The 25,173-nt window shown below is 56.0% G+C and carries 27 protein-coding genes and 1 tRNA gene; 8 read left to right on the plus strand and 20 right to left on the minus strand.

Annotated features, from left to right (window positions below):
- The first annotated feature begins 2 nt into the window (after nucleotides 1-2).
- Both AC1RKG_RS18970 and AC1RKG_RS18975 read left to right on the plus strand, forming a co-directional pair.
- Complete coding sequence (locus tag AC1RKG_RS18970) at nucleotides 3-632, plus strand: LuxR family transcriptional regulator (RefSeq protein ID WP_493183585.1); 630 nt, start codon at nucleotides 3-5, stop codon at nucleotides 630-632.
- Between the two features lie 189 nt (nucleotides 633-821).
- A complete protein-coding gene (locus AC1RKG_RS18975) occupies nucleotides 822-1,301 on the plus strand; it encodes a hypothetical protein (RefSeq protein WP_493183586.1) in 480 nt (159 codons plus the stop codon).
- A 25-nt stretch (nucleotides 1,302-1,326) separates the two neighbouring features.
- Here the strand turns inward: AC1RKG_RS18975 and AC1RKG_RS18980 are convergent.
- The 6 genes from AC1RKG_RS18980 to xerD form a co-directional block, all read right to left on the minus strand.
- Nucleotides 1,327-1,400: transfer RNA gene (locus tag AC1RKG_RS18980), tRNA-Gly, on the minus strand.
- Between the two features lie 169 nt (nucleotides 1,401-1,569).
- Nucleotides 1,570-3,087, minus strand: coding sequence for a lysine--tRNA ligase (lysS, locus tag AC1RKG_RS18985; RefSeq protein ID WP_020828465.1), 1,518 nt, complete (start codon nucleotides 3,085-3,087; stop codon nucleotides 1,570-1,572).
- A gap of 9 nt (nucleotides 3,088-3,096) precedes the next feature.
- Nucleotides 3,097-4,195 (minus strand): peptide chain release factor 2 gene (gene prfB / locus AC1RKG_RS18990; protein WP_104410945.1). Its coding sequence is split into 2 segments (ribosomal slippage): nucleotides 3,097-4,119 and nucleotides 4,121-4,195, totalling 1,098 coding nucleotides; the frame shifts between segments, so codons are not numbered across the junction.
- A gap of 166 nt (nucleotides 4,196-4,361) precedes the next feature.
- On the minus strand, nucleotides 4,362-6,095 hold the full coding sequence (gene recJ / locus AC1RKG_RS18995) for a single-stranded-DNA-specific exonuclease RecJ (protein WP_493183587.1): 1,734 nt from the start codon (nucleotides 6,093-6,095) through the stop codon (nucleotides 4,362-4,364).
- Between the two features lie 6 nt (nucleotides 6,096-6,101).
- Nucleotides 6,102-6,818, minus strand: coding sequence for a bifunctional protein-disulfide isomerase/oxidoreductase DsbC (dsbC, locus tag AC1RKG_RS19000; RefSeq protein WP_115058103.1), 717 nt, complete (start codon nucleotides 6,816-6,818; stop codon nucleotides 6,102-6,104).
- Between the two features lie 27 nt (nucleotides 6,819-6,845).
- Nucleotides 6,846-7,745 carry a site-specific tyrosine recombinase XerD gene (gene xerD / locus AC1RKG_RS19005; protein ID WP_020828470.1) on the minus strand — a complete coding sequence of 300 codons (900 nt, stop codon included), beginning with the start codon at nucleotides 7,743-7,745 and terminating at the stop codon, nucleotides 6,846-6,848.
- Nucleotides 7,746-7,852: 107 nt separating this feature from the next.
- On the opposite strand from xerD, the gene fldB reads away from it, so the two are divergent.
- The gene (gene fldB, locus AC1RKG_RS19010) at nucleotides 7,853-8,371 is read left to right on the plus strand and encodes a flavodoxin FldB (protein ID WP_020828471.1); all 519 of its coding nucleotides are present in this window, start codon (nucleotides 7,853-7,855) and stop codon (nucleotides 8,369-8,371) included.
- Between the two features lie 36 nt (nucleotides 8,372-8,407).
- Here the strand turns inward: fldB and creD are convergent, their stop codons facing one another.
- From creD to sdhE, 5 genes are all read right to left on the minus strand, one after another.
- Nucleotides 8,408-9,784 (minus strand): cell envelope integrity protein CreD, encoded by a 1,377-nt coding sequence (gene creD, locus AC1RKG_RS19015; RefSeq protein WP_493183588.1) that lies wholly within the window; start codon nucleotides 9,782-9,784, stop codon nucleotides 8,408-8,410.
- A 95-nt stretch (nucleotides 9,785-9,879) separates the two neighbouring features.
- A complete protein-coding gene (gene creC / locus AC1RKG_RS19020) occupies nucleotides 9,880-11,298 on the minus strand; it encodes a two-component system sensor histidine kinase CreC (RefSeq protein WP_046372715.1) in 1,419 nt (472 codons plus the stop codon).
- Nucleotides 11,295-11,990 (minus strand): two-component system response regulator CreB, encoded by a 696-nt coding sequence (creB, locus tag AC1RKG_RS19025; RefSeq protein ID WP_115058100.1) that lies wholly within the window; start codon nucleotides 11,988-11,990, stop codon nucleotides 11,295-11,297. The genes creC and creB overlap by 4 nt, the downstream gene beginning before the upstream one ends.
- The gene (locus AC1RKG_RS19030) at nucleotides 11,990-12,412 is read right to left on the minus strand and encodes a protein YgfX (RefSeq protein WP_020828475.1); all 423 of its coding nucleotides are present in this window, start codon (nucleotides 12,410-12,412) and stop codon (nucleotides 11,990-11,992) included. The genes creB and AC1RKG_RS19030 overlap by 1 nt, the downstream gene beginning before the upstream one ends.
- Nucleotides 12,393-12,659 (minus strand): FAD assembly factor SdhE, encoded by a 267-nt coding sequence (gene sdhE, locus AC1RKG_RS19035; RefSeq protein WP_020828476.1) that lies wholly within the window; start codon nucleotides 12,657-12,659, stop codon nucleotides 12,393-12,395. Before sdhE ends, AC1RKG_RS19030 begins: the two co-directional genes overlap by 20 nt.
- A 322-nt stretch (nucleotides 12,660-12,981) precedes the next feature.
- Here sdhE and ygfZ point away from each other — a divergent pair, with 322 nt between their 5' ends.
- The gene (gene ygfZ / locus AC1RKG_RS19040) at nucleotides 12,982-13,968 is read left to right on the plus strand and encodes a tRNA-modifying protein YgfZ (protein ID WP_020828477.1); all 987 of its coding nucleotides are present in this window, start codon (nucleotides 12,982-12,984) and stop codon (nucleotides 13,966-13,968) included.
- Between the two features lie 57 nt (nucleotides 13,969-14,025).
- Here the strand turns inward: ygfZ and AC1RKG_RS19045 are convergent, their stop codons facing one another.
- Nucleotides 14,026-14,523, minus strand: a complete 498-nt coding sequence (locus tag AC1RKG_RS19045; protein ID WP_020828478.1) for a DUF2165 family protein — start codon at nucleotides 14,521-14,523, stop codon at nucleotides 14,026-14,028.
- 164 nt (nucleotides 14,524-14,687) lie between these two features.
- Complete coding sequence (trhA, locus tag AC1RKG_RS19050; protein WP_020828479.1) at nucleotides 14,688-15,362, minus strand: PAQR family membrane homeostasis protein TrhA; 675 nt, start codon at nucleotides 15,360-15,362, stop codon at nucleotides 14,688-14,690.
- A 183-nt stretch (nucleotides 15,363-15,545) separates the two neighbouring features.
- Between trhA and AC1RKG_RS19055 the strand changes: the two genes are divergently transcribed.
- On the plus strand, nucleotides 15,546-16,154 hold the full coding sequence (locus AC1RKG_RS19055; RefSeq protein WP_493183589.1) for an HD domain-containing protein: 609 nt from the start codon (nucleotides 15,546-15,548) through the stop codon (nucleotides 16,152-16,154).
- A 40-nt stretch (nucleotides 16,155-16,194) separates the two neighbouring features.
- Here the strand turns inward: AC1RKG_RS19055 and AC1RKG_RS19060 are convergent, their stop codons facing one another.
- Genes AC1RKG_RS19060 through AC1RKG_RS19075 form a run of 4 tightly spaced genes read right to left on the minus strand, consistent with a single transcriptional unit; the run spans nucleotide 16,195 to nucleotide 20,263 of the window.
- Nucleotides 16,195-17,520, minus strand: a complete 1,326-nt coding sequence (locus AC1RKG_RS19060; protein ID WP_046372712.1) for an MFS transporter — start codon at nucleotides 17,518-17,520, stop codon at nucleotides 16,195-16,197.
- On the minus strand, nucleotides 17,517-18,170 hold the full coding sequence (locus tag AC1RKG_RS19065) for a hypothetical protein (protein WP_493183590.1): 654 nt from the start codon (nucleotides 18,168-18,170) through the stop codon (nucleotides 17,517-17,519). Before AC1RKG_RS19065 ends, AC1RKG_RS19060 begins: the two co-directional genes overlap by 4 nt.
- 30 nt (nucleotides 18,171-18,200) lie before the next feature.
- Entirely contained in the window at nucleotides 18,201-19,550 is a 1,350-nt protein-coding gene (locus AC1RKG_RS19070; RefSeq protein ID WP_493183591.1) for an amidase, read from the minus strand.
- Nucleotides 19,550-20,263: a DUF2848 domain-containing protein gene (locus AC1RKG_RS19075; RefSeq protein WP_116691808.1), complete on the minus strand. Its 714-nt coding sequence runs from the start codon at nucleotides 20,261-20,263 to the stop codon at nucleotides 19,550-19,552. Before AC1RKG_RS19075 ends, AC1RKG_RS19070 begins: the two co-directional genes overlap by 1 nt.
- A 129-nt stretch (nucleotides 20,264-20,392) precedes the next feature.
- On the opposite strand from AC1RKG_RS19075, the gene AC1RKG_RS19080 reads away from it, so the two are divergent.
- Complete coding sequence (locus AC1RKG_RS19080) at nucleotides 20,393-21,070, plus strand: GntR family transcriptional regulator (RefSeq protein ID WP_020828484.1); 678 nt, start codon at nucleotides 20,393-20,395, stop codon at nucleotides 21,068-21,070.
- Nucleotides 21,071-21,077: 7 nt separating this feature from the next.
- Here the strand turns inward: AC1RKG_RS19080 and AC1RKG_RS19085 are convergent, their stop codons facing one another.
- The 3 genes from AC1RKG_RS19085 to AC1RKG_RS19095 are packed head-to-tail and all read right to left on the minus strand — an operon-like array spanning nucleotide 21,078 to nucleotide 22,909.
- Nucleotides 21,078-21,824, minus strand: coding sequence for an SDR family oxidoreductase (locus AC1RKG_RS19085; protein ID WP_020828485.1), 747 nt, complete (start codon nucleotides 21,822-21,824; stop codon nucleotides 21,078-21,080).
- Nucleotides 21,825-21,849: 25 nt separating this feature from the next.
- Nucleotides 21,850-22,662: a MipA/OmpV family protein gene (locus AC1RKG_RS19090; RefSeq protein ID WP_128865166.1), complete on the minus strand. Its 813-nt coding sequence runs from the start codon at nucleotides 22,660-22,662 to the stop codon at nucleotides 21,850-21,852.
- 13 nt (nucleotides 22,663-22,675) lie between these two features.
- Nucleotides 22,676-22,909, minus strand: coding sequence for a hypothetical protein (locus tag AC1RKG_RS19095; protein WP_187961875.1), 234 nt, complete (start codon nucleotides 22,907-22,909; stop codon nucleotides 22,676-22,678).
- A gap of 187 nt (nucleotides 22,910-23,096) precedes the next feature.
- Here AC1RKG_RS19095 and AC1RKG_RS19100 point away from each other — a divergent pair, with 187 nt between their 5' ends.
- Together AC1RKG_RS19100 and AC1RKG_RS19105 are read left to right on the plus strand one after the other, a co-directional pair.
- Nucleotides 23,097-23,765 (plus strand): response regulator, encoded by a 669-nt coding sequence (locus AC1RKG_RS19100; RefSeq protein WP_048760848.1) that lies wholly within the window; start codon nucleotides 23,097-23,099, stop codon nucleotides 23,763-23,765.
- Nucleotides 23,762-25,168 (plus strand): ATP-binding protein, encoded by a 1,407-nt coding sequence (locus tag AC1RKG_RS19105; protein ID WP_493183592.1) that lies wholly within the window; start codon nucleotides 23,762-23,764, stop codon nucleotides 25,166-25,168. The genes AC1RKG_RS19100 and AC1RKG_RS19105 overlap by 4 nt, the downstream gene beginning before the upstream one ends.
- Nucleotides 25,169-25,173 lie beyond the last annotated feature (5 nt).

The following is a 25,173-nucleotide window of genomic DNA, read 5'->3' on the forward strand; positions in this document are numbered from 1 at the left end:
TTATGCTCAAAGAATCAATAACCGTATTATTATCAGACAAAAATCGATTTTTTATAGATGGCCTCCAGCAAGCACTGGAGATCTACTTCCACTCAAAAAATGTGAATGTGCGCTTTACCGAAAATACCTTCGAATACAGGACCGCCGACATCATCTTTCTGGCAGCGAATCCAAGCGAAAGCACCTTGCCTCATTATCTGTATTCGCAAGCGAAGGCTTGTTGTCCATTGGTTTTCTTGATTGAGGAGGAACGAGGTTCAACGCCGGTAGCCAACAGCGCCAGCCGGATGAAATTCACTTATATCTCGCGTAACAAAAGTGTAGAGGCTCTATTTGAAGCTATTGAACGTGTTATTTTCTCTAAAATAATTCAAAATAAAAGAAATCGCTGCAGTTTTAATAACGCCTCCAGATTCGCCAAGTTCTCTACCAGAGAGTACGAAGTCATTCATTATCTTTCCTTGGGCCTACCCAACATTTCGATTTCACGAAAATTGAATCTCAGTGAAAAGACCATCAGCCAACATAAACGTAACGCGATGCGAAAACTGAATTTCAAACGTAATGCTGAACTGCATTTTTGGTTGTTGTGTGGTGGTTTGAAGGACGTTGGGAAACATATTCTGATGTAACCTTCTCACAGGGAGATCCATCATTACTTTCAAGCATCTATTTCTCCAAAGGCAGGCTAAACATGGGGATAAATACATTTTCTCTATTCGATTTACAGCATGCCTTATCGGTGTTTTCGATTGTCCGGTCAACAATAAATTACGGGTAATCGACAACTCAGCGACTGCACAACGAAAGGAAACCGCAAAGTGATACTAAACCGTGCAACCCTGCTTGGTTTACTCAGCATGCTGCTATTGCTGCTGGCGCTACTGCCATCACTTTTGAGAATCATTAACGTTTCCAATATTCCTGCGATTTTGCACTCTACGCAAGATGATAACCGGTCGCCTAATAGCCATCAGATCGGGGATATAAATCAACCGGCCAGCGGAAAGCATCAAGGGCATTTAACCGACAATTCAGCCCTGACGCCGCAAGCCGAGGTCAAAATCAGCCGGGGGGATACCGGAGTCAGATCGGTGTCTAAGCTACGCATAAAATCACTTACGCAAGAGAGCAAAAACCCAAGGATGAATCTGGCAGATTTGCAAAAAAGTGATTCTGGCTTACCGGCCGAAAACACTTTGGCCAAATTCAATTTTCAAATCATCCAGCAGGAAGTGAAAAAATTTATCCGGAAAAGAATACTGTCACGCAAAAAACTAGCGGGTTCGAATTTGGAGTAAATGGAGATGTCTGCAGAAGTGTGCTTGGAGCGGGTGAAGGGAATCGAACCCTCGTATGCAGCTTGGGAAGCTGCCGTTCTACCATTGAACTACACCCGCATCGGTGTGCGGCAGTCATTATAACCGGTTATCCCTGCCGGGCAAGCAGAGATAGCATGTAACTGCTGATGTTTTAAGCAGTTAGCAGCCATGGGCTTCTTATCCTACCCAACGGGCAAAAAAAACCGGCGCAGTTACCTGCACCGGTTGATATTTACTCTGTGAAACGTTATTTCTGCGGGCGCATGGCCGGGAACAGGATCACGTCACGGATAGTGTGACTGTTGGTGAACAGCATAACCATACGGTCGATACCGATACCCAGGCCTGCAGTTGGCGGTAAACCGTGCTCCAGCGCAGTGACGTAGTCTTCGTCGTAGAACATGGCTTCATCATCGCCGGCGTCTTTCGCATTAGCCTGGTCAGCGAAACGCTGCGCCTGGTCTTCTGCGTCATTCAGCTCGGAGAAGCCGTTACCGATTTCACGGCCGCCGATAAAGAACTCGAAGCGGTCGGTGATTTCCGGGTTGTTATCATTACGACGTGCCAGCGGGGACACTTCCGCCGGGTATTCAGTAATGAAGGTCGGTTGAATCAGATGGCTTTCCGCCACTTCTTCGAAGATCTCGGTCACTACGCGACCCAGGCCCCAGCTCTTCTCAACCTTGATGCCAATGGATTCGGCGATAGCCACCGCTTTGCCCATGTCAGCCAGATCGGCCAGATCGGTTTCCGGACGGTATTTTTTGATCGCTTCGGTCATGGTCAGCTTTTCAAACGGCTTACCGAAGTCGAACACTTCATCACCGTACTGTACCTGAGTGTTACCCAGCACTTTCTGGGTCAGGGTACGGAACAGGGATTCGGTCAGTTCGATCAGATCTTTGTAATCCGCGTAAGCCATGTAGAGTTCCATCATGGTGAACTCTGGGTTATGACGCGGAGAAACGCCTTCGTTACGGAAGTTACGGTTGATCTCGAACACACGCTCGAAACCGCCGACGACCAGACGCTTCAGGTACAGCTCTGGCGCGATACGCAGATACATATCGATGTCCAGCGCATTGTGGTGTGTCACAAACGGACGTGCGGAAGCACCGCCAGGGATCACCTGCATCATAGGGGTTTCGACTTCCATGAAGCCGCGTTCCACCATGAAGTTACGCATTGCCGCCATGATCTGAGAGCGCACCTGGAAGGTCTTGCGCGATTCGTCGTTGGCGATCAGATCCAGATAACGCTGACGGTAACGGGTTTCCTGATCCGCCAGACCATGGAACTTGTCCGGCAGCGGGCGCAGGGCCTTGGTCAGCAGACGCAGTTCGGTGCAGTGGATGGACAGCTCGCCGGTCTTGGTCTTGAACAGCTTGCCGCGTGCGCCAACGATATCGCCCAGGTCCCACTTCTTGAATTGTTCGTTGTAAACGCCTTCCGCCAGATCGTCGCGCGCAACGTACAGCTGGATACGACCGCCAACGTCCTGCAGCGTGACAAATGACGCTTTACCCATGATACGGCGTGTCATCATGCGGCCGGCTACTGTGACTTCTACGCCCAGCGCTTCCAGCTCTTCGTTGTCTTTTTCGCCGTACGCTGCATGCAGCTTGTCTGACGTGTTGTCACGACGAAAATCATTCGGGAACGCAATGCCGTTCTCGCGCAGCGCAGCCAGTTTCTCACGGCGTGACTGCAACTCGTTATTGAGATCCAACGCCTGATCGGCGCCTTGTGGTTGTTGCTCAGACATTTCTGTTCCTTATAACCCGGCTTTCAAACTTGCCTCAATGAATTTATCCAGGTCGCCATCTAATACGGCCTGCGTGTTGCGCGTTTCAACGTTAGTGCGCAAATCCTTGATGCGGGAATCATCCAGCACGTATGAACGGATTTGGCTGCCCCAACCGATATCCGACTTGTTGTCTTCCATCATCTGTTTATCAGCATTTTTCTTTTGCATCTCAAACTCATACAGCTTGGCACGCAGCTGTTTGAACGCTTGATCCTTGTTCTTATGCTGAGAACGGTCGTTCTGGCACTGCACTACGATGTTGGTCGGTAAGTGGGTAATACGCACCGCCGACTCAGTTTTGTTTACGTGCTGACCACCCGCACCGGAAGCGCGATATACGTCGATACGCAGATCCGCCGGATTGATTTCAATATCAATGTCGTCTTCCACTTCCGGGTAGATAAACACCGAACTGAAGGAGGTATGACGACGGCCACCGGAGTCGAACGGGCTCTTGCGCACCAGGCGATGTACGCCGGTTTCAGTACGCAACCAGCCAAACGCATAGTCGCCGATAATCTTGATGGTGGCGGATTTCAGCCCCGCGACGTCGCCGTCGGACTCTTCAATCACTTCCGTTTTAAAGCCTTTGGCTTCGGCCCAACGCAGGTACATGCGCAGCAACATGCTGGCCCAGTCTTGCGCTTCGGTACCGCCGGAGCCTGCCTGGATGTCCAGGTAGCAATCAGCACTGTCGTATTCACCAGAGAACATACGACGAAATTCTAGTTGCTCCAGCTTGGCAGACAGTTGATCAAGCTCAATGACGGCTTCGTTAAAGGTTTCTTCATCGTCGGCTTCCACCGCTAATTCCAGCAGGCCGGTGACATCTTCGCCACCTTGCTCCAGTTGGTCGATGGTTTCAACGATGGCTTCGAGCGCCGCGCGCTCTTTACCCAGCGCCTGTGCGCGCTCGGGTTCGTTCCAGACGTCAGGCTGTTCCAGCTCCGCGTTGACTTCTTCTAGGCGTTCTTTCTTGGCATCATAGTCAAAGATACCCCCTAAGAACGGCAGTCCGCTCGGACAGGTCCTGAATACGGTTTTTTACCGGATTAATTTCAAACATGGTTTTTAGCGTTCTTTTTCGTTAGATGTCGTCGATGGCGAAATGCCATTAGAACCGGTAATTCTATCGGATCCAGGCGTCAGTTTATAGCGAGTTGCTCAGTTTTTGTGGGCAAGAAATGTGGCCGGGGCGAGGCAGGCTAACCCCGGCTAAAGGGAAGTGCGAATCAACGCGGCCAGAGATGCTGAATCAACAGCTGCACGTTGCGGTTGCCGCGAAACTCATTGACGTCGAGTTTGTAAGCCAGTTCGACCTCACGCACGCTGCTGTCTGGCCACAGCGTGGTATCCACGTTGAAGGCGATACCGTCAAGCAGCGGTCCGCCACCGAGCGGCTCGACCATCAGCTTCAGGTGTTTTTCACCCACCAGCCGCTGTTGCAAAATGCGAAACTTGCCGTCAAAGGTCGGCTCGGGGAAAGCCTGCCCCCAGGGGCCGCCCTCACGCAACAGCTCGGCGGTTTCCAGCGAAAGCTCTTGCAAGGCCAGCTCACCGTCAGACCAGATAACCCCTTCCAGCATCGCCGGATCGAGCCATTCTCCGACCAGATCGCCAAAGCGCTGGCGGAACTCGTCGAATTTGGCCTCTTCCAACGACAGTCCGGCCGCCATGGCGTGGCCACCGAACTTCATCATTAGCCCAGGATTGAGCGTATCCAGCCGTTCCAGCGCATCGCGCATGTGCAGACCGGCTATCGAACGGCCGGAGCCTTTCAAAATGCCCTCGCCCGCCGGCGCGAACGCGATCACCGGGCGATGGAAGCGTTCCTTGATGCGTGAAGCCAAAATCCCCACCACGCCCTGATGCCATTCCGGATGGTACATCGCCAGCCCGTAGGGCAAGGTGGTGCTGCTGCGTTCCAGTTGGTCGCACAGCTGCAAGGCTTCAACCTGCATGCCTTGCTCAATCTCGCGCCGCGTCAGGTTGAGCGCATCCAGATCGTTAGCCAGCATACGTGCCTGCGCAATATCGTCGCTCAGCAGCAGCGCCACGCCAATCGACATATCGTCCAGTCGCCCGGCAGCATTGAGGCGCGGGCCCAATGCAAAACCAAGATCGTTGGCCGCCAGTTGGCGCGCGTCGCGGTTAGCCACTTCCAGCAGCGCACGAATGCCCGGTCTGCACTTGCCGGCGCGAATACGGTTCAGGCCCTGATACACCAAAATACGGTTGTTGGCGTCGAGCGGTACCACGTCGGCAACCGTACCTAGCGCCACCAGATCCAACAGTTCGGCCAGATTTGGCATCGCCAGCGCCCGTTGTTCAAACCAGCCGCTGTCCCGCAGCCGGGCACGCAGCGCCAGCATCAGGTAGAAAGCCACCCCGACGCCGGCCAGGGATTTGGACGGAAACTCGCAGCCGCGCAGGTTCGGGTTGACGATCGCCTCCGCTGCCGGCAGGGTTTCTCCAGGCAGGTGGTGGTCGGTCACCAGCACCTGTATGCCTTTAGCGTGCGCCACATCGACGCCCGCGTGAGAAGAGATGCCGTTATCCACGGTCAGGATCAGCTCGGCACCGCGCGTCGCCGCTTGCTCCACCACTTCGGGGCTCAGGCCGTAGCCGTCCTCAAAGCGATTGGGCACCAGATAGTCGACGGCACTGCCACCCATACTGCGCAGCGCCAGCACCGTCAGGGCGGTACTGGTGGCACCATCGGCGTCGAAATCCCCCACCACCATGATGCGACGATGATCGGCCAATGCCTGTTGCAGGATCCCCACGGCGGTATCAATGCCGTACAGCTGCTGCCAGGGCAGCATGCCTTTGACGCTGCGCTCCAGCTCCTGCTCCGCCTTTACACCGCGCAGCGCGTATAAACGGCGCAGTAGCGGATGCAGGCTGGCAGGCAGATGGCTGCCGTCCGCCGTTTCACGGCGGCGAAGTTGTGTTTTGATGCTCACCGGCGATTAACCACCGGTTTTAGTTGCGGTCTGATGTGCGTCCAGCATGGCGGCCATCTCTTTCGGTCCCTGATAACCCGGGATCATCATGCCGTTTTCCAAAATGATCGCCGGGGTACCCTGAATGCCGAACTGCACGCCGAGCGCGTAGTGTTTGCTGATGTCGGTTTTACAGGTTGCCGGGGATACTGCGTCGCCTTTCATTGCCTGGTCGAAAGCTTTGGCTTTATCAGCGGTACACCAGATGGACTGCATGTCTTTTTCGGCCTGGGAATTCAACCCCTGACGCGGGAACGCCAGATAGCGGACGGTAATGCCCAGATCGTTATACTCTTTCATCTGCTCGTGCAGCTTGTGGCAATAGCCGCAGGTGATATCGGTAAACACGGTGATCACGTGCTTTTGCTTCGGCGCTTTATAAACGATCATCTGATCTTTCAGCGCTTCCAATTTGCCGGTCAGCAGTTGATTGGTGACGTTGACCGGCTCTTTGCCACTGACGTCGTACAGCGGGCCTTGCAGAATGTGTTTGCCGTCTTCGCTCACGTACAGAACGCCGTTATCGGTCAGCACGGTTTTCAGGCCGCTCACCGGTGAAGGCTGCACGTCCGCCTGCTGAATGCCCAGGCTGCCAAGCGCTTTTTGAATTGCCGCATCGTCGGCATGGGCCGCGCCGGTTACAGAAGCCACCAGCAGAGAGAGCAGCATTAAACCTTTCTTCATTCTTCCAATCCTTTTGAACCCGGCGTGTCAGGCACGCGGGTGGTGCTGTTGATGTAGCTGTTTAAGCCTTTCGGTCGCTACATGCGTATAAATTTGCGTGGTCGAGAGATCGCTATGTCCCAGCAACATCTGTACGACACGAAGATCCGCCCCATGGTTCAGCAAATGGGTGGCAAATGCGTGACGCAACACGTGCGGCGACAGCCTCTCGCTGTCTATACCCGCTAGGATCGCATAGTGTTTGATACGATGCCAGAACGTCTGTCGGGTCATTTGCTGGCAACGATTGCTGGGAAACAACACGTCCAGCGCCTGGCCGTTGACCATCCATGGGCGGCCGTGTTCCAGATAATTTTCGATCCAGTACACCGCCTCTTCACCCAGCGGCACCAGCCGTTCCTTGTTGCCTTTACCTATCACCCGCACCACGCCCTGGCGCAGACTGACGTCGCTGATGGTCAATCCGACCAGTTCGGAGACCCGCAACCCGGTGGCGTACAACACTTCCAGCATCGCCTTATCACGCAGTTCCAGGGGCTGATCGACACAGGGGGCCTGCAGCAACGCATCGACCTGCGCTTCGCTGAGATCTTTCGGCAACCGCTGCGGCAGCTTAGGTGAGGCAAGCAGCGCGGTGGGATCGTCGGTGCGCATATTTTCACGGTACAAATATTGGAACAGGCGGCGCATCGCGCTCAGCAAACGCGCGGAGCTGGTAGCTTTGTAGCCGCCCTCCACCCGTTCGGCGAGAAACGCCTGCAGATCCAGCGCCTGCGCCTTTACCAGCGAAATGTTTTGTTGGTTCAGCCAGGCGACCAGCGCCTGCAGATCCAGCCGGTAAGAGGCCAGCGTATTCTCTGCCAGATTGCGTTCGAGCCACAGCGCATCCAGGAATTGCTCAATCAACGCATGATCTTGCTGTTGCACGCGGTCCTCTCTTTGTTACGTTTATGCCACAGGCATTATGCCTTAAACCGGTACAAATCGGGTATACTCGACGCAATTCTACCTACGGCAATATAAACGGTTTACACATGAAGATTGGTCTGTTTTACGGCTCCAGCACCTGCTACACCGAGATGGCGGCAGAAAAAATCCGTGAGATTCTGGGTGAAGACCTGGTCGACCTGCACAACCTGAAAGACGTCTCTCCCAAGCTGATGGAAGAGTACTCCATCCTGATCCTCGGCATCCCCACCTGGGACTTCGGTGAGCTGCAGGAAGACTGGGAAGCAATTTGGCCGCAGTTGACCACGCTGGATTTGAAAGGGAAAATCGTTGCCATGTATGGCATGGGCGATCAACTCGGTTATGGCGAATGGTTCCTCGATGCACTCGGCATGCTGCACGATCATATCGCCCCGCTCGGCGTGCAGTTTATCGGCTTCTGGCCCATCGACGGCTTCGAGTTCACCAGCCCTAAACCGCTGAGCGCCGACGGCAAACACTTTGTCGGCCTGGCGCTGGATGATGTGAACCAATACGACATGAGTGAAGACCGCATGCAGCAGTGGTGCGAACAGATCCTATTGGAAATGGAACCCCTGCTGTAATGCCTTTGGGCGCGGTTGCCGCGCCCAATTGCTTGCCTATTTCCACAACCGGAAGCGGTTTTCCTCTTCTCCTGCTGGTTCTCCTGCTGGCGTCTCGCCGCTCAAACGTGCCGGGTCGGCCACCTGATACCAGTCCAGCTTGCGCGTCAGCAGCATAATCCCCGCCAAAATCGCAAACAGCAGCCCCGCGCCCAGCACCAATGCGTTATCTTCCGACTGCAGCAGCAGGTACAGCACGCCATACAGCATCAGCAGGCTGGCGGCGAACAGCGTACCGCGTAACCGGCCGCGCAGAACCGCACTGAGATAAAAGGCGATCAGTCCACTGCAGGCGAGACTGGCCAGCAGATAGGCAGTGGCGAAACCGAAATGCTCAGAGAACGCCAGCAGGATCAGGTAGAACAGCACCAGCGCCGCACCGACCAACAGATATTGAATCGGATGCACCCGCAGCCCGGTCAGGGTTTCGAACAGGAAGAACGCCATAAACGTCAGGCCGATAAACAGCACTGCGTATTTCACCGCGCGTTCGGTCAGTTGATAGTGATCTACCGGCTCGATCAGGCTGGTGCTAAAAGCCGGCAGTTTGTCTTCGTCGAGGATCCCGTCATCGTAGTGAAAAGCACTGTTGATATTGTTAGCGAACCAGGTGCTGCGCCAGCGGGCGCTAAATCCTTTCTCCGTTACTTTGCGCTCGTCCGGCAAGAAGTTGCCGAGGAAGTTCGGATGTGGCCAGTTGCTCTGCAGCGTCAATTCGCTGCTGCGCCCAAGCGGCACCAATGACAGGCTGCTGGTTCCCGCCAGCGTAAGGGTGAAATCGGCATCCAATCCGGATTTCTGCAGCGAAGCCAATGTTAGCGGAGCATGGATCCCCTGCGGCAACACGTTTACCTGAGTGCCCGGTTCGAAGGTCGTCTGCGACTGTGCGCTGATAAGCGGCGAGATGCTCTTGATACCACGTGAATCACTCAACGAGACCAACAGGAAAGGTTGGCCAATCACGACATTGCTGCGTTGCAGGTCACTCAGATCCGGCTGACCGAACTTCACCTGAAACTTCAGCGGCCCCTGATACACCTGCGTTTGGTAAATCCCCAGCTTGCGCACTTCCACGTTCGGCTTGCCGTTCACCTGCAGGTTTTCCGGCAGCAGATAGCGATGATGTCTGACCATTTGCACCACTTTCTGCCCCTTATCGTCGGTCTTTTCTTCCCTTTCGGTGTAAGGAATGACAATCAACGGCCCCAAAATACGCTGTGCGCGGCTGGTGCTTTCACTTACCGGCCCCACCACGCTCTGGCGGTAGCCGCTGCGCTCTTCAATCACATTCATTAACTGCGTCACCGGGATAATCATCAAAATCATCAATCCCAGCAGGGTGGCTATTTTCCAAAACAGTACCGATTTCATCATCGCTGCGCGCTCCTTGTAGGTAATGGCGCCACGATAATGGCCTTCGGTGAAAGCAGGATGTGGTTATGTGAAGGGAAGGTGAAGGGAAGGTGAAGTCAGAGAGATAAGGTGAAAATAGCCGCCACGCCGTGCGGTTGACGATTGTGCAACCGGATAGATCCCCGGTGCAAACGCGCCACTTCCTGTACAAAGCTCAGGCCCAGGCCGCTGCTTTTCGGCTTGTCGGCCCGTGCTAGCGAATAGAAACGCTCGAACACTTTGTCCAACGCGTAATCCGGGATACCGCTGCCGTCGTCGCTGACGGTGATCCGGTAATGGCCTTCATCGCGTTCGCCACGCACGCTGATCGTGCCGCCCGCGGGGGTGAAATCCAGCGCATTGTCGAGCAAATTGGTTAATGCCTGGCCGATCAGTAACCCATCGCCGGTCAGGGTGATCTCTTCTAGAGCGTCTACCTGCAATAAAATACCGCGCCGTACCGCCTGCGCTTCCTTGCCGGCTACCGCCTGACGCACCAACGCCGCCATCGCGATCGGCGCCGGTTCCAGCCCGGGGCGGCTTTCCAGCCGCGCCTGAACCAGCAGCTTGTCCACCAGTTGCTGGATGCGCGTACTCTGTTGTTCGATATTGGTCAGAAAGCGCTGAGCGGTAGCCGGGGGTGGGAACTCCTGCAACAGCTCCGCTGCGCCGCGGATCGCAGCCAAGGGGCTTTTTAACTCGTGGGTCAGAGTGTGCACATACTGTTCGATGTAGGCTTTGCCCTCCAGCTTCACCCGCATGCTTTCGAGCGCCTGCGCCAGTTGCGTCAGCTCATGGCCGCCCATTTTTGGCAGCGGCACGCTTTCACCTTGCGCGACGCCATCGGCGTAACGCACCAATCGACCAATCGACCGGTTAATCCACCAGACAAAACCCAGACCAATCAGCAATGCAATGCCCAGCAGCAGCGCCCCAGCCCAAAGAATGCGGCGTTCGCTGCGTTTGATCACCGGCGCCATGGTGCTGTTGGGTTTTCCGACGCTAAGCACGCCGATTATCTTGCCTTGCTCCAGCACCGGCGCGGCGACATACATCACCGAGCTGTTTTCATCCTGTGGATCACTTCGCGTACTGCGGGCACCGTACTGGCCGCGCAGCGTCAGATACACGTCATTCCAGCGAGAATAATCCTGACCCAGAGCCCTGCCGCTAGAGTCAAAAATGACCTTACCCTGCCGATCGGTAAGATAGACATGATATTCGCTGCGATCTTTTCGAATACCGGCAATATTGGCGCCAATGGGTCGTTGATTGAGTTGGGCGAATGCCTGCGCCAGCTGGCCGTGTGCGACGTCAGTACGCTGCATGTCCAGACGCGCGATTTGCGCCAGCAGGTTGGCGGTATCCACCAGCGTGCCTTCGGTTGCGCGCCGCACGCCAGGCTTCACTTCCTGCACGAAAATGCTCAGCACGAAATAGCCCGCGACCGCCACAATCAGGAAATACCCCAGCAGCAGGCGCAGGCCTATTCTCATGGTTGGCGGCTCACGCTATAGCCCAAGCCACGATGCGTATGAATGGGCGGTTCGCCCGGATCGATCTGACGTAGCTTGGCGCGCAAGGTTTTGATATGGGTGTCGACAGTGCGGTCCAGGCTCTCTTCCGCCTGGGCCCAAACGCTGTCCATCAGCTGTTGACGGGAAAATACCCGGCCGGGCGCCAGCAGTAAGGTTTTTAACAGCAGGAACTCATAGCGGGTCAGCGGTAACGGCTGCTGATGGTAATAAATGGTCGCCGCCGGTTCATCCAGCCCAAAGGGGCCGAAGCTATACAGCGTGGGCTGCTGCAAGCGCTGTTGTTTTTGCAAACGACGTAAAATGGTACGAACGCGGGCGCTGACCTCTCGCGGGGAAAAAGGCTTGGCGACGTAGTCGTCGGCACCGATCTCCAGCCCGATCAGGCGATCGAGCTCGTCGCTGCGAGCCGTAAGAAAAAGAACGGGCAAATCCGCCGCCTGCGACAGCAGACGGCGACACAGTTCAAAACCGTTGATATCCGGCAAGCCGACATCGAGGATAGCCAACGCGGGCGCCCCTTGCGCCAATGCTTGCAAGGCCGGTTCGCCACGTTCGAACCAGCGCACCTGAAAGCCTTCGCTCTCGAGGGTATAAATCAGCGTATCGGCAATGCTGGGTTCATCCTCCACCAGCCACAGCGTCGGCTTCATCAGGGTTCCTCATCATCACTGGCCGGCGGATACAACAGCTGTTGGCGCAAATGTCGCCATTCGGCCTTGGCCATGCTGTCGGAAGCCAACCATAAGCGACGACGCTTTTTCCCCTGCATCGGTTGCAACGTCAGCAGAATACCGAAGCGCAGCATCCAGGGTTGCTTGACCAACTGCCATTCCTGGCCTTGCCAGCCCACACGCTGGTTCTCCAGCAGGCGTAACTCCCCCTGACGCGACGCAATGCGTTTTTGGCTACGTATGCATTCAAACACCACCAGCGTCAGCAACACCAGCCAGATTGGCCCGTAGCCTTCCGGCCAGGGTGAAATCAGGATCAGCAGGATCAGAACGCCATGCGTCAACAGCGAAAGTAACTGGGTGCGCCAGGAAATACGAACATCACATCGCCACTGGGCCACGGTCTTTATTTCGCGTCTGGATCAGTGTCACCATTCTCTGCAGTTCACTGTCCTGCGGAGCGCCATGATTCATCAGCCAGTTGAACAAATCGGGATCGTCACTCTCAAGCAGGCGGATAAACAGCGCTTTGTCTGTGTCATTCAACCGATCGTACTCATATTCGAAGAACGGCATGATCGAGATGTCCAGCTCACGCATGCCACGGCGACAAGCCCAGTGAATACGTGCTTTGTTATTAATATCCATGTTGTTATGACTAACCTCTTTTCAGCGTGGCAACGCCATCGCAGGGTTCAACCGACACACTGTATGGCAACACCGGCGCGATATAATTCCATCAGCCAAAGATCTGTCTGCAAGGGTAACCTTTGGCCGCAAGCCTATAGAGTAACAATTTGACATACTCGCCGGGAAGGACGTTCTCTGCCTAAAACGTAATTAAGCGCTAAATGTCAAAAAAAGCGCTGCTGCAGCGACAAGCGTGAATAACAGTTTGCAAAGCCCGCAGCCTCTTTTACCATGGGGCCAACACACCTTCAGGTAAGCTAACGTTAAGCAGGATCTTACTATGGCGTATAAAATTCCATTTCCACCCCGTCAACCTTCCGCCTCTTCCCATCTGCCCCTGACCTTAATCTCGCTGGAAGATTGGGCACTGGTGACGCTGAACGGGCCCGACACGGTAAAATACCTTCAGGGCCAGGTGACCGCTGACATCGAAGCGCTGGCGGCGGACCAGCACGTGCTGTGCGGCCACTGCGACGCCAAAGGCAAAATGTGGAGCAACCTGCGTCTGTTCCACCGTGGCGAAGGCTTTGCCTATCTGGAACGCCGCAGCGTGCTGGACAGCCAACTGGCTGAAATCAAAAAATATGCGGTGTTTTCCAAACTCACCATCGCCGCCGATAACGAAGCGGTGCTGCTGGGCGTAGCCGGTTTTCAGGCGCGTGCGGCGCTGACGGGTATTTTCAACAGCCTGCCGGACGCGGAACATCCGGTGGTGCAGGACGGTGAAACCACCCTGCTGCACTTCACTTTACCGGCGGAACGTTTTCTGTTGGTTACCACCGCCGCGGTAGCCGAACAACTGGTCGCCAGGCTGCACGAACAGGCGGAACTCAACGACAGCCAGCAGTGGCTGACGCTGGATATCGAAGCCGGTTATCCGGTCATTGACGCCGCCAATAGCGGGCAGTTGATCCCGCAGGCCACCAATCTACAGGCACTGGAAGGCATCAGCTTTAGCAAAGGTTGCTACACCGGTCAGGAAATGGTGGCGCGCGCCAAATTCCGCGGCGCCAACAAGCGGGCGCTGTACTGGCTGGAAGGCAAAGCCGGACGGGTGCCGCAGCCGGCCGAGGATCTGGAACTGCAGTTGGGTGAAAACTGGCGCCGTACCGGCACGGTGTTGAGCGCCGCCAAACTTGCCGACGGCACGCTGTGGGTACAGGTGGTGTTGAATAACGATCTGGAAGCCGACAGCAAGCTACGCGTGCGCGATGATGCCACCAGCGAATTGGCGATCAAACCGCTGCCGTATTCACTGGAAGCCTAGAGTACATCTCGGCTTTATCTGGGGGCGCAACCTGTTGCGCCCCTGCTGACATATCCGTTACTCGTCTAACTCCCCATCGCGTTGCACCAGGTAAATCAGCACCAGAATAATGGTGACAAAGAACCGAAAGGCGTCCGGCACTCCGTTCCATTGTTTCGACATCCACATGCCGAACCATTCGCCCCCCACCGACATAAACCCCACCTGCCAGGTCAGAAAACCGAGCGTCAGCCCCACCACCGCCAGTTTTTTCTTTCTGTTGAACGCCACGGCGGGCAGTTTCAGACCACACAGCAGGCGCACACCGCCCACCCAGCAGAGCAGTGCCGTTAGGCTTTCCAAGAAAATAATGCCGATGTAACCGGCATGATGCAGCCAGGGGGACTGTATGGAACGGTAGGTGATGGTGGCATCTGGGAAAATGGTGTCCATCATAAAGACATGACGCACAAAGGCGAAGTTGGAACCGTAATCCGTAATATTGCCGAAAGCGACCAGGGTGGCAAATAGCGCAATCGCGCACACCAGCAGCGCTTTGGATAAGCGAATAATCATATTGATGAGTCCTGAAAGATTAACGTAAACACCGAAGGTGCAAAGTCGGGCTCAGGAATAAACAGAAAAATGGGCTTGCTGGATACCCGAAAGAAACAAGCGCCTCTTTTTTAACTTAAAAGAAACGCTTAATCAACATGATACTAACGCTGCAGGGGTGCACGTCAGACGTAAAGATAAATCGCCATAAAGTGGCACAGACTGCCGCCGAGCACGAAGCCATGCCAGATGGCGTGTCCAAAGCGGAATCGCTTCGAGGCGTAGAAAATCACCCCCAGGGTGTAAACCACGCCGCCGACCGCCAGCAGCGTCACGCCGCCTAAGGCCAGACGCGTCGCCAACTGATAGATCACGATCAGCGACAGCCAGCCCATGGTCAGATAGGTCACCAGCGACAGCGCTTCAAAACGGTGGGCGAACGCCAGTTTGAACAGCACGCCCAGCAGCGCCAGGCCCCAGATAACCGCCATCAACCCTTTGGCCAAGGGTGAGTTCAACCCCACCAACAGAAACGGCGTGTAGGTACCGGCAATCAAAAGGTAAATGGCGCAGTGGTCAAACTTTTTCAGCCAATGCTTGGCCTTTTGATGGGGGATCGCATGGTACAGCGTGGAGGCCAGGAACAGCAGGATCATGCTGCCGCCATAAAGACTGTAGCTGGTAATGGCCGTGACATCGGCACCGCTGTCGACCGCCTGCACCAGTAGCAATACCAAACCGACAATGCCAAAAACCAACCCGATACCGTGGCTGATGCTGTTGGCTATCTCCTCCGCCCACGGATAGGCCGCAGCGGCGATTTTTTCAGTCCCGGCTTTCACTACGCCCGTTTTTCCCATAAAGCACAACCCCTCAAAACGCTCAACATTGTTCGAAATTACCGCAAAGCAGCTTAACTGAGAATAATTTCAGTGTACACGTGTACGCTAAAATAAAACTGTGTACGCGTGTAACCATCGAAATCCCCCGCTCACTGGTCTACAATCGATCCGCTTCAACCCATCTACCTTGAGGTTTACACCATGTCATCCGCTGTACCCGCGTTAGATTTCGGCTCCATGACCCAGGTCATCCAGTTCCTGATGGAAATCGACAAGTTGAAAAGCGTGCAACGCCGCACCAAGGTGCTGGGCACCCAACGCCAGGAAAACTCCGCCGAACACAGTTGGCACTTTGCCGTAGGCGCCATGAGTCTGGCTCCTTACGCCGGTAAAGACGTAGATATTCAGCGGGTGATCCAAATGGCTCTGCTGCATGACGTCGTTGAGATCGATGCCGGCGACGTGCTGGTATACGATCTGGCGGCACGTGCAGCGATCCACGATCAAGAGGTTGCCGCGGCACGGCGCCTGTTTGGCATGCTGCCGGACGCTCAACGCGAGTATTTCACCGCTTTGTGGCAGGAATATGAAGATGGCGAGAGCGCTGACGCACGCTTTGCGCTGGTGCTGGACCGCACCATGCCGATGCTGATGAACCTGCATAATGAAGGCCAAAGCTGGGTCGAAAACGGCATCAGCCTGGAACAGGTGTTGTCACGCAACACGATGATTGAAGAAGTTTACCCTGAGCTGTGGAAACACCTGCTGCACCACCTGCAGGACGCCCAGCGCAAGGGCTGGTTGAAGTAACTCGATGCAGGCCGGGTGCATCCCTCACCCGGCCCCACCTTCACAGCGGCTTGTGCGCCGTTTCCTTTGCGGCAATCACCGCCCACAACGTGATCAGCAACGCCACCACCACGTAGGCCGAGATCGCCAGCGTGCTGTCGTAGGACTTGAACAGCGAAGCGATAATCAGCGGCGCAAACCCACCGCCGATAATTCCCGCCAGCGTATAGGCCAACGACGAACCGGCGTAGCGCACCCTTGTCGGAAACTGTTCGGTGATAAATGCCGCCTGCGGGCCGTACATCGCCGCATGGATCAACAAACCGACCACCACCGCCAGGCAGATCAGCACCGGCTGGCTGCTGTCGAGCAGCACGAAGAACACAAACGCCCATACCATCGCCGCCAGCGCTCCGCCGATATACACCGGCCTGCGGCCAAAACGGTCCGACAGTGCGCCAAACATGGGGACGGTAATCGCATTGCCGATCGCCCCCAGCATGGTGGCAGTCAGCGCCAGCGGGCGCGGCAGGTTCAGCACCGTAGTGACGTAGGTCAGCGTGAAGACCACCACCAGCGCATAGAGCACGTCGGAGCCGATACGTGAACCTCCGGCAATCAACAGCGGACGCCGATGTTGGGTGAAGACCTCACGGATTGGCGCATGCGTAACGTCCTTCGAAGCTTCCAGTTTCAGAAACGCCGGCGTTTCCCCTACCCCACGGCGCAGCCACAGGCCAAACACCACCAGCACCAGGCTCAGCAGGAAGGGGATACGCCAGCCCCACTGTTGGAAATCTTCTGCCGACATCGCCACCGTCACCAGCGTGATCAGGCCGGTGCCAATCAGCGTGCCGCAGGAAGGACCGACCTGAGCAAAGGAGGCATTGCGCCCCCGCTGGTGCGGTTTGCCGTGCTCCATCGACAGCAGTACCGCACCGGCCCATTCGCCTCCCAACGCAATCCCCTGAATAAAGCGCAGCGTCACCAACAGCAGCGGGCTCCAGATGCCCCAACTGGCGTAACCGGGCAACAGCCCCATCAGCGCAGTAGTCACGCCCATGATCACCAGCGTCGTCACCAGCACAAAGCGCCGTCCCAGCACGTCGCCGAGATGACCGAACACGATGCCGCCAATCGGCCTTGAAACGTAACCGACCGCATAGGTGGAAAACGCCAGAATGGTACCCACCAGCGGGTCGAAAGACGGGAAAAATACGTGATTGAAAATCAGCGCCGCCATGATGTTGTAAACGGTGAAATCGTACCATTCCAACGCGGTGCCGATAGAGCTGGCGGCCGCCAGCCTGCCGGTTTTCGGTGGGTGAGCGGCAGAGTCGTCAGCGGACAGGTTCAAGGTCGGCGTTTCGGTGGTTGAAGTGCTCATGATGACAGCTCCTGAGTGGTCAGTTGCCAGCCAAGGGCATAATGCAGGGCTTCGGCAGCGGGGATTTTCAGTTGGTGGCAGGCCAGTTCGCTCAGCCGCTGGCCAGCCTCGGCGCTGCTGCTTTCGATCAGCAGCATCGGCAACAGATGGCGATTCTCACGCGACTCTTTCGGCAACGGCGAACTGAGCTCTGCGTCCGGCGACAGCAGGCTACTGCGCACAAAGCCTGGTTGCTCAGCCAGCAGAGCCCCCAAATGGCTGATGCTGGCTTTCAATACCCCCGGCTGCGCCGGTGCAAGGTTAACGATAGCCAGGTAACTGCCGCAGCCCTGACCGGTCACTGCCTCCACCGCACACACCCGGCGCATCGGGTCACGCATTTTATCGAGGCTCGCCACCGACCAGGGCGTTTGCTGGGTAAACGCAGCGCGGTAGGCCGCTGAGGTAAAACTGGCCAGTGATTCGGTTTTGTACAAGCCAAGATATTTACGCCCGCCGTGCAGCGCCTGATAACGGGTGCCCGACAAAAAACCAGGCACCCGCACTCGCTCTTCCACGTGCTCGCGGTCGTACCACTGATTGAAATCCGCCTCATCCTGCGTGGCGATATCTGTTGCGACAAACAGCATTCCGTTCGGGGAACCGGTCATGGGGACTCTCCTGTTAGCTCAAAGTAAAAATTACGCGCCGGCAAGGCAGCGTTCGATTGCCAGCGCCCACCCCAGCAGCGCTTCGTCATGCAAATGCAGTGCGGCCACCATCAGGCCAACCGGTGCCGCATCGGCCTGCTGGCACGGCAGTGACAATGCGCAGCCGTCGAGGAAATTGATCACCGAAGGATTACGCAGCACGGCGCCATTGATACGAAAATAGGCTTCTTCATCCGCTTCCAACTCGGCAAGGGTCGGGGCAACGAAGGGCACCGTCGGCATCAGCAACGCATCGAATCCTTGCACTGCGGCACTCACCCGCCGCTGCCAATCGGCGCGCTGTGACCGTAATTGCTGCAGGTTGTTTTCATCCAGCGTTTGGCCGCGACGAATGCGTGACAGCACCCGAGGGTCATAAGCATCGGCATGTTCGGCAATCAAAGCCCGGTGCCAGTGCCAGGACTCCAGCGCGCTAAAACCGCCGTCGGCATTGATCGCCGCCAGCTCGGCGAACTCCTGACAGGGAATAAATTCAATTTGCGCCCCAGCCTGCGTCAAACGTTGCAGGCTGAGATGAAACGCGGTGGTGACCTCCCGATCCAGGCCATCCAGCACCAGGGTTTGCGGGACGGCGAAGCGGGCCTGGCTCAAATTTTTCTGCTGCGGTTGCAGCGGCCGATCGGCTATTGCCGTATCCAGCGCCAGGCACCCGGCAACGTCATGAGCAATTACGCCTATCGAATCCAGTGAAGGGGAAAGTGGCAGCAGGCCGCCGCTGCTAATGCGGCTGGCGGTGGGCTTATAGCCGGTCAGGCCGCAGAAGGCCGCCGGGATCCGCACCGAACCGCCGGTGTCGCTGCCTATCGAGCCGAAGCACATGCCGTCGCTCACCGCCACCGCAGCCCCCGAGGACGAACCGCCGGGAATACGACGAGCGCTGCGATCCCAGGGATTAGCGGGCGTGCCGTAGTGGGGATTGATCCCCAGCCCGGAATAGGCAAATTCGGTCATGTTGGTTTTGCCCATCACCACCGCGCCCGCTTGCAACAAACGCGCCACCACGGCGGCATGGGCATTAGCCACTGGCGCACTGGCCAGTACGCGCGACCCGGCCGCGGTGGCTTCCCCTGCAACATCAAACAGGTCTTTGACCGACACCGGTACGCCGTCCAGCGCCGACAACGGGTTACCCGCGGCACGCCGCCGATCGGCCGCCAGGGCCTGCTCCTGAGCCCATTGAGCATACACATGAGTAAAGGTGCGCCGCCCCTCTCCCTGCTCGTCCGCAATTTGTGACAATGCGTCAGCGGTTAACCGCGCGGCGGTAAATTCGCCGTTGGCCAGGCCTGAAGCGGCCTGGGATAACGTCAGCTTTTTCATCAGGCCACCACCGGCAGCTCAATGCTGCTGTAATGGTGGCTGATGGTCCGCCCCAGCACCTCATCTACCAGTTCCATACGGAATTCGGTCGCCGGCCGGATGCCGCCAATCGCCGCCACCGTACCGCAGGCCATCGCCAGACCGTCTTGCGGCTGCGGCACTGTCAGCCCACTTTCCGGTAACTGTTGGCCGCTCAGGTAGCGATCCAGCAGATCGCCCGGAGTACGCAGGCTGGCCAGACGGCCCTGCTGATAGAGCTGGAATTCGCCGTTTTCCTTGATCCACGAGCGCAGGATCAACGAGTCCCAGTGCGCGCTCACCTCACGCAACGGCCAGGCGGCACGAGCCACCGGCTTGACGCAGAGCTGTTTGGACAGGGCCACGCTGTGCGCCTCCAACTGACGATCGGTATGATCCGAGGCCAGCGAGACATACAATTCACCGCGATGTGTGAAGATCAGCGGTTCCGCTTCGCCGGAGCTGGCATTGCCGATAACTTCGATACGTTCGCTCTGGCTGAGCTGGTTAACCGCCACCCGGTAAAACAGAGGAATTGCACTGGGTTGGGGCACGCCGAGCTCGGCCAGCTCCCTGATATGGTGCAGGATCGCCTCGCGATCCCGGCCGGTCCAGCCGGCAATCACCAGGTGATCGATCTCGACATCCAACACCCCAGTGCCGCTGGATTCGGGTAAAGTAAAGGTCAGTCTCATGGCGTTTGTGCCTCTTTGGTTAAAATACTGTGAAATTTCACTATATCTTTAGTTACCAAATAAGCGATTTCCGTGCCATGTTTTTGTGTACTATGTCTAAAAACTTTCGTCTTGCAGGAGCAGAACGTGATGACCCTTGACGCAGAGAGCCCGGAACTCCCGACGGCAGAGGAAGCCGGGCTGTCACTGAATGAACTCGCCTACCGACGCTTTAAGCAGGCGCTGGTGACGTTAAGTTATAAACCTGGTGAATATCTCAATACCGCTCAGGTGATGAGCGAGCTGGACATGGGCAGAACGCCGATCAATCAGGCGATCCACCGGCTGGCCAATGAAGGATTGCTGCAGGTGATCCCGCGTAAAGGGGTGATGGTTGCGCCGCTTTCGATGGATGATGCGCTGGAATTGATTGAAGTACGTTTGGCCAATGAAATGCTGTGTATGCGGTTGGCGAGCAAGAGAATTACGGCCCCCCAGATCGCCGAGCTTACGGAGCTCAATCAACAAATCGAAGCCGCCAGTCAGCAACGCGATCGAGTAAAAATGATGACGTTGGATCATCAATTCCACCAGCAGCTGGCGCAAATCGCCGGTAATAATATGCTGGCGGACATTCTGAGCGTACTGCATGCCCGAGCACAGCGCTTTTGGGCCAGCACGCTATCACGCGAAGGCCACATGCGAGAGGTGATAGAGGAGCATCGGGCGATTATCGCCGCACTGGCCGCGCAGGACGATGATGCAGCCGCCAATGCGGCGCAGGCGCACATACTCTCATTCCGCAGTGCGCTACTGCACGAGGGATAAGCCGCCGTCAGCGGCCGCCGGCGGCTTCAATAAAGCTGCCGGTGACGTAAGAAGCGGCATCGGACAGTAACCAGACGATGATTTCCGCCACCTCTTCCGGGGTGCCGCCACGCTGCATCGGCAGGCTGCTTTTTACCCGATCAACGCGCCCCGGCTCGCCGCCGCTGGCATGCATTTCGGTATAAATCAGCCCTGGCCGCACGGCATTTACGCGGATGCCCTGCGCAGCCACCTCCAGCGCCAGCCCGGTGGTAAGCGTGTCTACCGCCCCTTTGGAGGCGGCATAGTCGATGTATTCTCCCGGAGCGCCGAGGCGCGCGGCAGCGGAAGAGACATTGACGATCGCCCCGCCCTGGCCGCCATGACGCTGCGCCATGCGCTTCACCGTCTCACGGCAACAGAGAAAATAACCGGTAACGTTGGTACTCAATACCTTATTGATACGCTCGGCGGTCAGTTGCTCAATCCCCGTCTGCTGAAACAAGATACCGGCGTTGTTAACCAGCGCGCTGATCGGGCCAAGGCCGACATCCAGTGCATTGAACATCGCCACCACCTGATTTTCATCGGCGACATCCGCCCGTAGTGCCAGCGCACGACCGCCCATGGCTTCAATTTCCGCCACCACCTGCGCCGCCGCGGCCTCATCTTTCAGATAGTTAACGCCCACCGCATAACCCTGTCGGGCCAATAACAACGCCGTGGCGCGGCCAATGCCGCGGCTGGCGCCGGTAACCAATACAACTTTCGTCATGTCGTTCCTTTCTCTGGTTGGGAAGTCAGAAACTGTAGCTGGCGCTCAGGAAGGCGATGCCGGCCGTTTTTTTCTCGACGATCGGGCTTTTGGCCGCGTCGCCCAACAGAGTATAGAGACTCACACCGCCCTGAAAGGCAATTTCTGGCGTCAATTGGTAGTTCAGCACGCCGGTAAGCGTGGCTTGCTTAAAGCCGCTACCCGGTCGATACGCGGCGAATGACGTTTGCTTCGCCTGTTGCTGCGTCACGCCAAAATAACCACGCTGGTAACCCTTGTTGGCCCAGGTGGTGCTCAAATCGGTTGAAAACGTCAATGCCTCGCTCAGCGGATAAACTGCCGCGATACCCAGATCGACGTATGCAGTATGCCCCAGGTCCTCATCCCCATAACGCCGTGCTTTGGTGGCCTGCATTCCCTTAACGTAAGTGCGAAAAGGGTCAAATTTATAGCTCAGCTCAATACCGGCTTCAAAAGCGCCACCCAAATCGCCCATGCCTTTCAGCCGCTTGTTGTGACCCCGCAGCGTTTTCACCTCTTCATCACGTCCACCGTCATAACCAGCCAATAGGGCTATACCGAAGGGCCCGGATAACGGCAGCTGCCAGCGAGCACCGTTTTGCAGCCCGAGGCTGAAGTCACCCCAGGCAGACTTCTCGTAACCGGCCTCAATATCGTACAGCGGCACCGCACTGTAGTCGGAAGCTCCCTGATAGTCCGGCGCCACGGCCATGCCGCCGCTGAATTTCAATGACGCCTCTGCGCCATCTTGCGTAAGCCCCTGCAGAGGGAATAACACCAATAACGTGGCCGCGGAATAACCCAGGGTATTTTTCACCGTATCTGCCTTATTATTTAATAAAGGGTTGTAGCGCCACCAGGCGCCGCAATTGTTTTTTAATGCGTGGTTTTAAGCTTTTATAAAAATCCGATGACTCCGTATGCTGAATAAGAGGCAGGGTGGATAACAATGGGCCGCCACGATCCCCATCTTGCGCATCGACGTGGAAAGACAGCATGGTCAATACCAACAATAAACTTGCGCCTAAGCGGGCAGCCTTCATTGAAAGATTGTCGATACGCATTTTTTCCACCTGAATGATTTATTCAGAGTCGAGCGTACTTGAAAAAGGACGGGGCTCCCTTAACGTCAAATTAATCCCAGATTAAGGTTTGCTTAAGAAGGGGTGAACAAACAGGAGTGCGCCGTTGTCTTCCCCTTGCGGTTGTAGTTATATAGCCGCCAGCGCCGTGACATAAACCGGATATCAAGTGAACATATTGCTTGTGGAAGACGATCTGCAATTGGGCAAAGCCCTGTGCCGTGCTTTGGAGCTGGCCGGGTTTGATTTGTGCTGGGTGCGGCTAGTCCATGATGCACAACATAAATTGTCTGAGGGCAGCTTTGATTTAATGCTGCTGGATCTCACCCTGCCAGACGGCGATGGCTTGAAAAAACTGATCGAATGGCGCGCTGCCGGCCAAAATATTCCGATCATTATTCTCACCGCCCGTGACCGCATTGAAAGCCTGGTCAACAGCCTGGATTCCGGCGCAGATGATTTTCTGGCAAAGCCTTTTGCCCTGCCTGAGCTGATATCCCGCGTAAAGGCGGTAAACCGACGCATGGCGGGGTTTGCCTCCCAAACCTGGAGCCTGGGCAACCTGTATCTGGACCCGATGAACCACCAGGTCACGCTGGACGACGAACTGCTGCTGCTGTCGAAAAAAGAGTACCGCCTGTTGCACGAACTGATGCGTTGCGCCGGTACCGTGGTGCGTAAGGCCGCCCTGGAACAGCGTCTGTTCGGCAATGGCGATAATGTAGAAAGTAATTCTCTTGAGGTGCACATGCATAATCTGCGACGAAAAATTGGCAAGGAGAGAATTATTACCGTACGCGGCATAGGGTATTTATTGAAAAAAGAGTCTCAGGGATGATTAGCTACAAATCCTTTTTCATGCGAACCATTGTTTTCCAGGTAATGGCCATACTGGTGCTCTGGGGAATATTGCTTGGCTGGGTAAAATACCTTTATTATCCAGATGCTGAAAAGTACCTGGATAATCAGCAACGCATTGTCGCACAAGGCATCGCCAATATTCTCGATAAGACTGATATCACCGACAAAAATTACACCGATATCATTAAAGATATCGAAGTCATGTATATCGACTCGATTAAAAACGGTATGCAAGACGAGATAGATTATCGCCCGTTATTCGTTGTTTACGACAGCAGTAATCGGATGATCTACGCCTCGCCGCAACAGGACAAAGCATTATTCCTGCCCCCTTCAGTGCTGTCCGGCACCATCAGTTACGCCAACGTGAAGTGGCATATCGCCGGCAGTTGGAGCGATAAACAAAAATATCGGGTGATTGTCGGCGAATCCTTTGACAACCGGACCACCATTTTCGGCAATCCGGCGGAAAGCACCGCGATCCCTTTGCTGGTGATCCTGGCGGCGATCATTGTCACGCTGCTGATCACCGCCTACTTCAGCCTGCGGCCGCTGCGGCAAATTGCCCGTACCATCTCTGACCGTAAACCAGGCAATTTATCGCCGATCAATGTACGCGCGCAGTATCAGGAAATTCGGCCTGTGGTGCTGGAAATCAATAAGCTGATGACGCGTATCGATGCCGCCAACCAGCGGGAAAAACGCTTTATGGCGGATGCCGCCCACGAACTGCGCACCCCGATTGCCGCCGTGCTGGCACAGCTGCACCTGCTGACCCAGGTGGCGGATAAAACCGAACGGCAGGAAATTATCGGCGACATGCAACAGGGGCTGGATCGCGCCGCATCGCTGTCGCGCCAGCTGATTGATCTGGCCAAGCTGGAGTCGGAAGACTTCCCACTGAAGATTGAAGCAGTGGATATCTACGCAGAAATCAGCAAATGCATTGCTCAACACGTGCCCTACGCAATGGAGAAGAACGTTGAGCTTTCGCTCGAGGGTAGTGAAAACGTGGTGATCGATACCGATCGCCATTCGCTGATTACCATCTTTACCAACCTGCTGGAAAATGCCATCAAATACGCACCGCCCGGCGGCAGGATCGAAGCCAACATCCGTTCGTTGTGCCCCTTGGGCTGCTATATTACCCTGCGTGACAATGGCCCCGGCGTGAGCCGGGAATACCAAAAACGCCTGTTTGAGCGTTTTTATCGCGTGCCTGGCGTCCAGCAGACCGGTAGCGGCCTGGGGTTAGCCATTGCCAAAAACCTGGCCGATAAAATCGGGGCGCAGCTAAGGATCACCGAAGGGCTTGATGAACGCGGCATCGGGTTTGTCATCGACCTACCGGAAAGTTACCTGATACCGACGGAGAACTAACCCCC

This window comes from Serratia sp. GW822-FHT06D09 (assembly GCF_058799515.1).

Coding starts and splice junctions, on each gene's coding strand:
- AC1RKG_RS18970 (WP_493183585.1), top strand. CDS start 3: ATGCTCAAAGAATCAATAACCGTATTATTATCAGACAAAAATCGATTT.
- lysS (WP_020828465.1), bottom strand. CDS start 3,087: ATGTCTGAGCAACAACCACAAGGCGCCGATCAGGCGTTGGATCTCAAT.
- dsbC (WP_115058103.1), bottom strand. CDS start 6,818: ATGAAGAAAGGTTTAATGCTGCTCTCTCTGCTGGTGGCTTCTGTAACC.
- fldB (WP_020828471.1), top strand. CDS start 7,853: ATGAAGATTGGTCTGTTTTACGGCTCCAGCACCTGCTACACCGAGATG.
- creD (WP_493183588.1), bottom strand. CDS start 9,784: ATGATGAAATCGGTACTGTTTTGGAAAATAGCCACCCTGCTGGGATTG.
- creC (WP_046372715.1), bottom strand. CDS start 11,298: ATGAGAATAGGCCTGCGCCTGCTGCTGGGGTATTTCCTGATTGTGGCG.
- creB (WP_115058100.1), bottom strand. CDS start 11,990: ATGAAGCCGACGCTGTGGCTGGTGGAGGATGAACCCAGCATTGCCGAT.
- sdhE (WP_020828476.1), bottom strand. CDS start 12,659: ATGGATATTAATAACAAAGCACGTATTCACTGGGCTTGTCGCCGTGGC.
- ygfZ (WP_020828477.1), top strand. CDS start 12,982: ATGGCGTATAAAATTCCATTTCCACCCCGTCAACCTTCCGCCTCTTCC.
- AC1RKG_RS19045 (WP_020828478.1), bottom strand. CDS start 14,523: ATGATTATTCGCTTATCCAAAGCGCTGCTGGTGTGCGCGATTGCGCTA.
- trhA (WP_020828479.1), bottom strand. CDS start 15,362: ATGGGAAAAACGGGCGTAGTGAAAGCCGGGACTGAAAAAATCGCCGCT.
- AC1RKG_RS19055 (WP_493183589.1), top strand. CDS start 15,546: ATGTCATCCGCTGTACCCGCGTTAGATTTCGGCTCCATGACCCAGGTC.
- AC1RKG_RS19060 (WP_046372712.1), bottom strand. CDS start 17,520: ATGAGCACTTCAACCACCGAAACGCCGACCTTGAACCTGTCCGCTGAC.
- AC1RKG_RS19065 (WP_493183590.1), bottom strand. CDS start 18,170: ATGACCGGTTCCCCGAACGGAATGCTGTTTGTCGCAACAGATATCGCC.
- AC1RKG_RS19070 (WP_493183591.1), bottom strand. CDS start 19,550: ATGAAAAAGCTGACGTTATCCCAGGCCGCTTCAGGCCTGGCCAACGGC.
- AC1RKG_RS19075 (WP_116691808.1), bottom strand. CDS start 20,263: ATGAGACTGACCTTTACTTTACCCGAATCCAGCGGCACTGGGGTGTTG.
- AC1RKG_RS19080 (WP_020828484.1), top strand. CDS start 20,393: ATGACCCTTGACGCAGAGAGCCCGGAACTCCCGACGGCAGAGGAAGCC.
- AC1RKG_RS19085 (WP_020828485.1), bottom strand. CDS start 21,824: ATGACGAAAGTTGTATTGGTTACCGGCGCCAGCCGCGGCATTGGCCGC.
- AC1RKG_RS19095 (WP_187961875.1), bottom strand. CDS start 22,909: ATGCGTATCGACAATCTTTCAATGAAGGCTGCCCGCTTAGGCGCAAGT.
- AC1RKG_RS19105 (WP_493183592.1), top strand. CDS start 23,762: ATGATTAGCTACAAATCCTTTTTCATGCGAACCATTGTTTTCCAGGTA.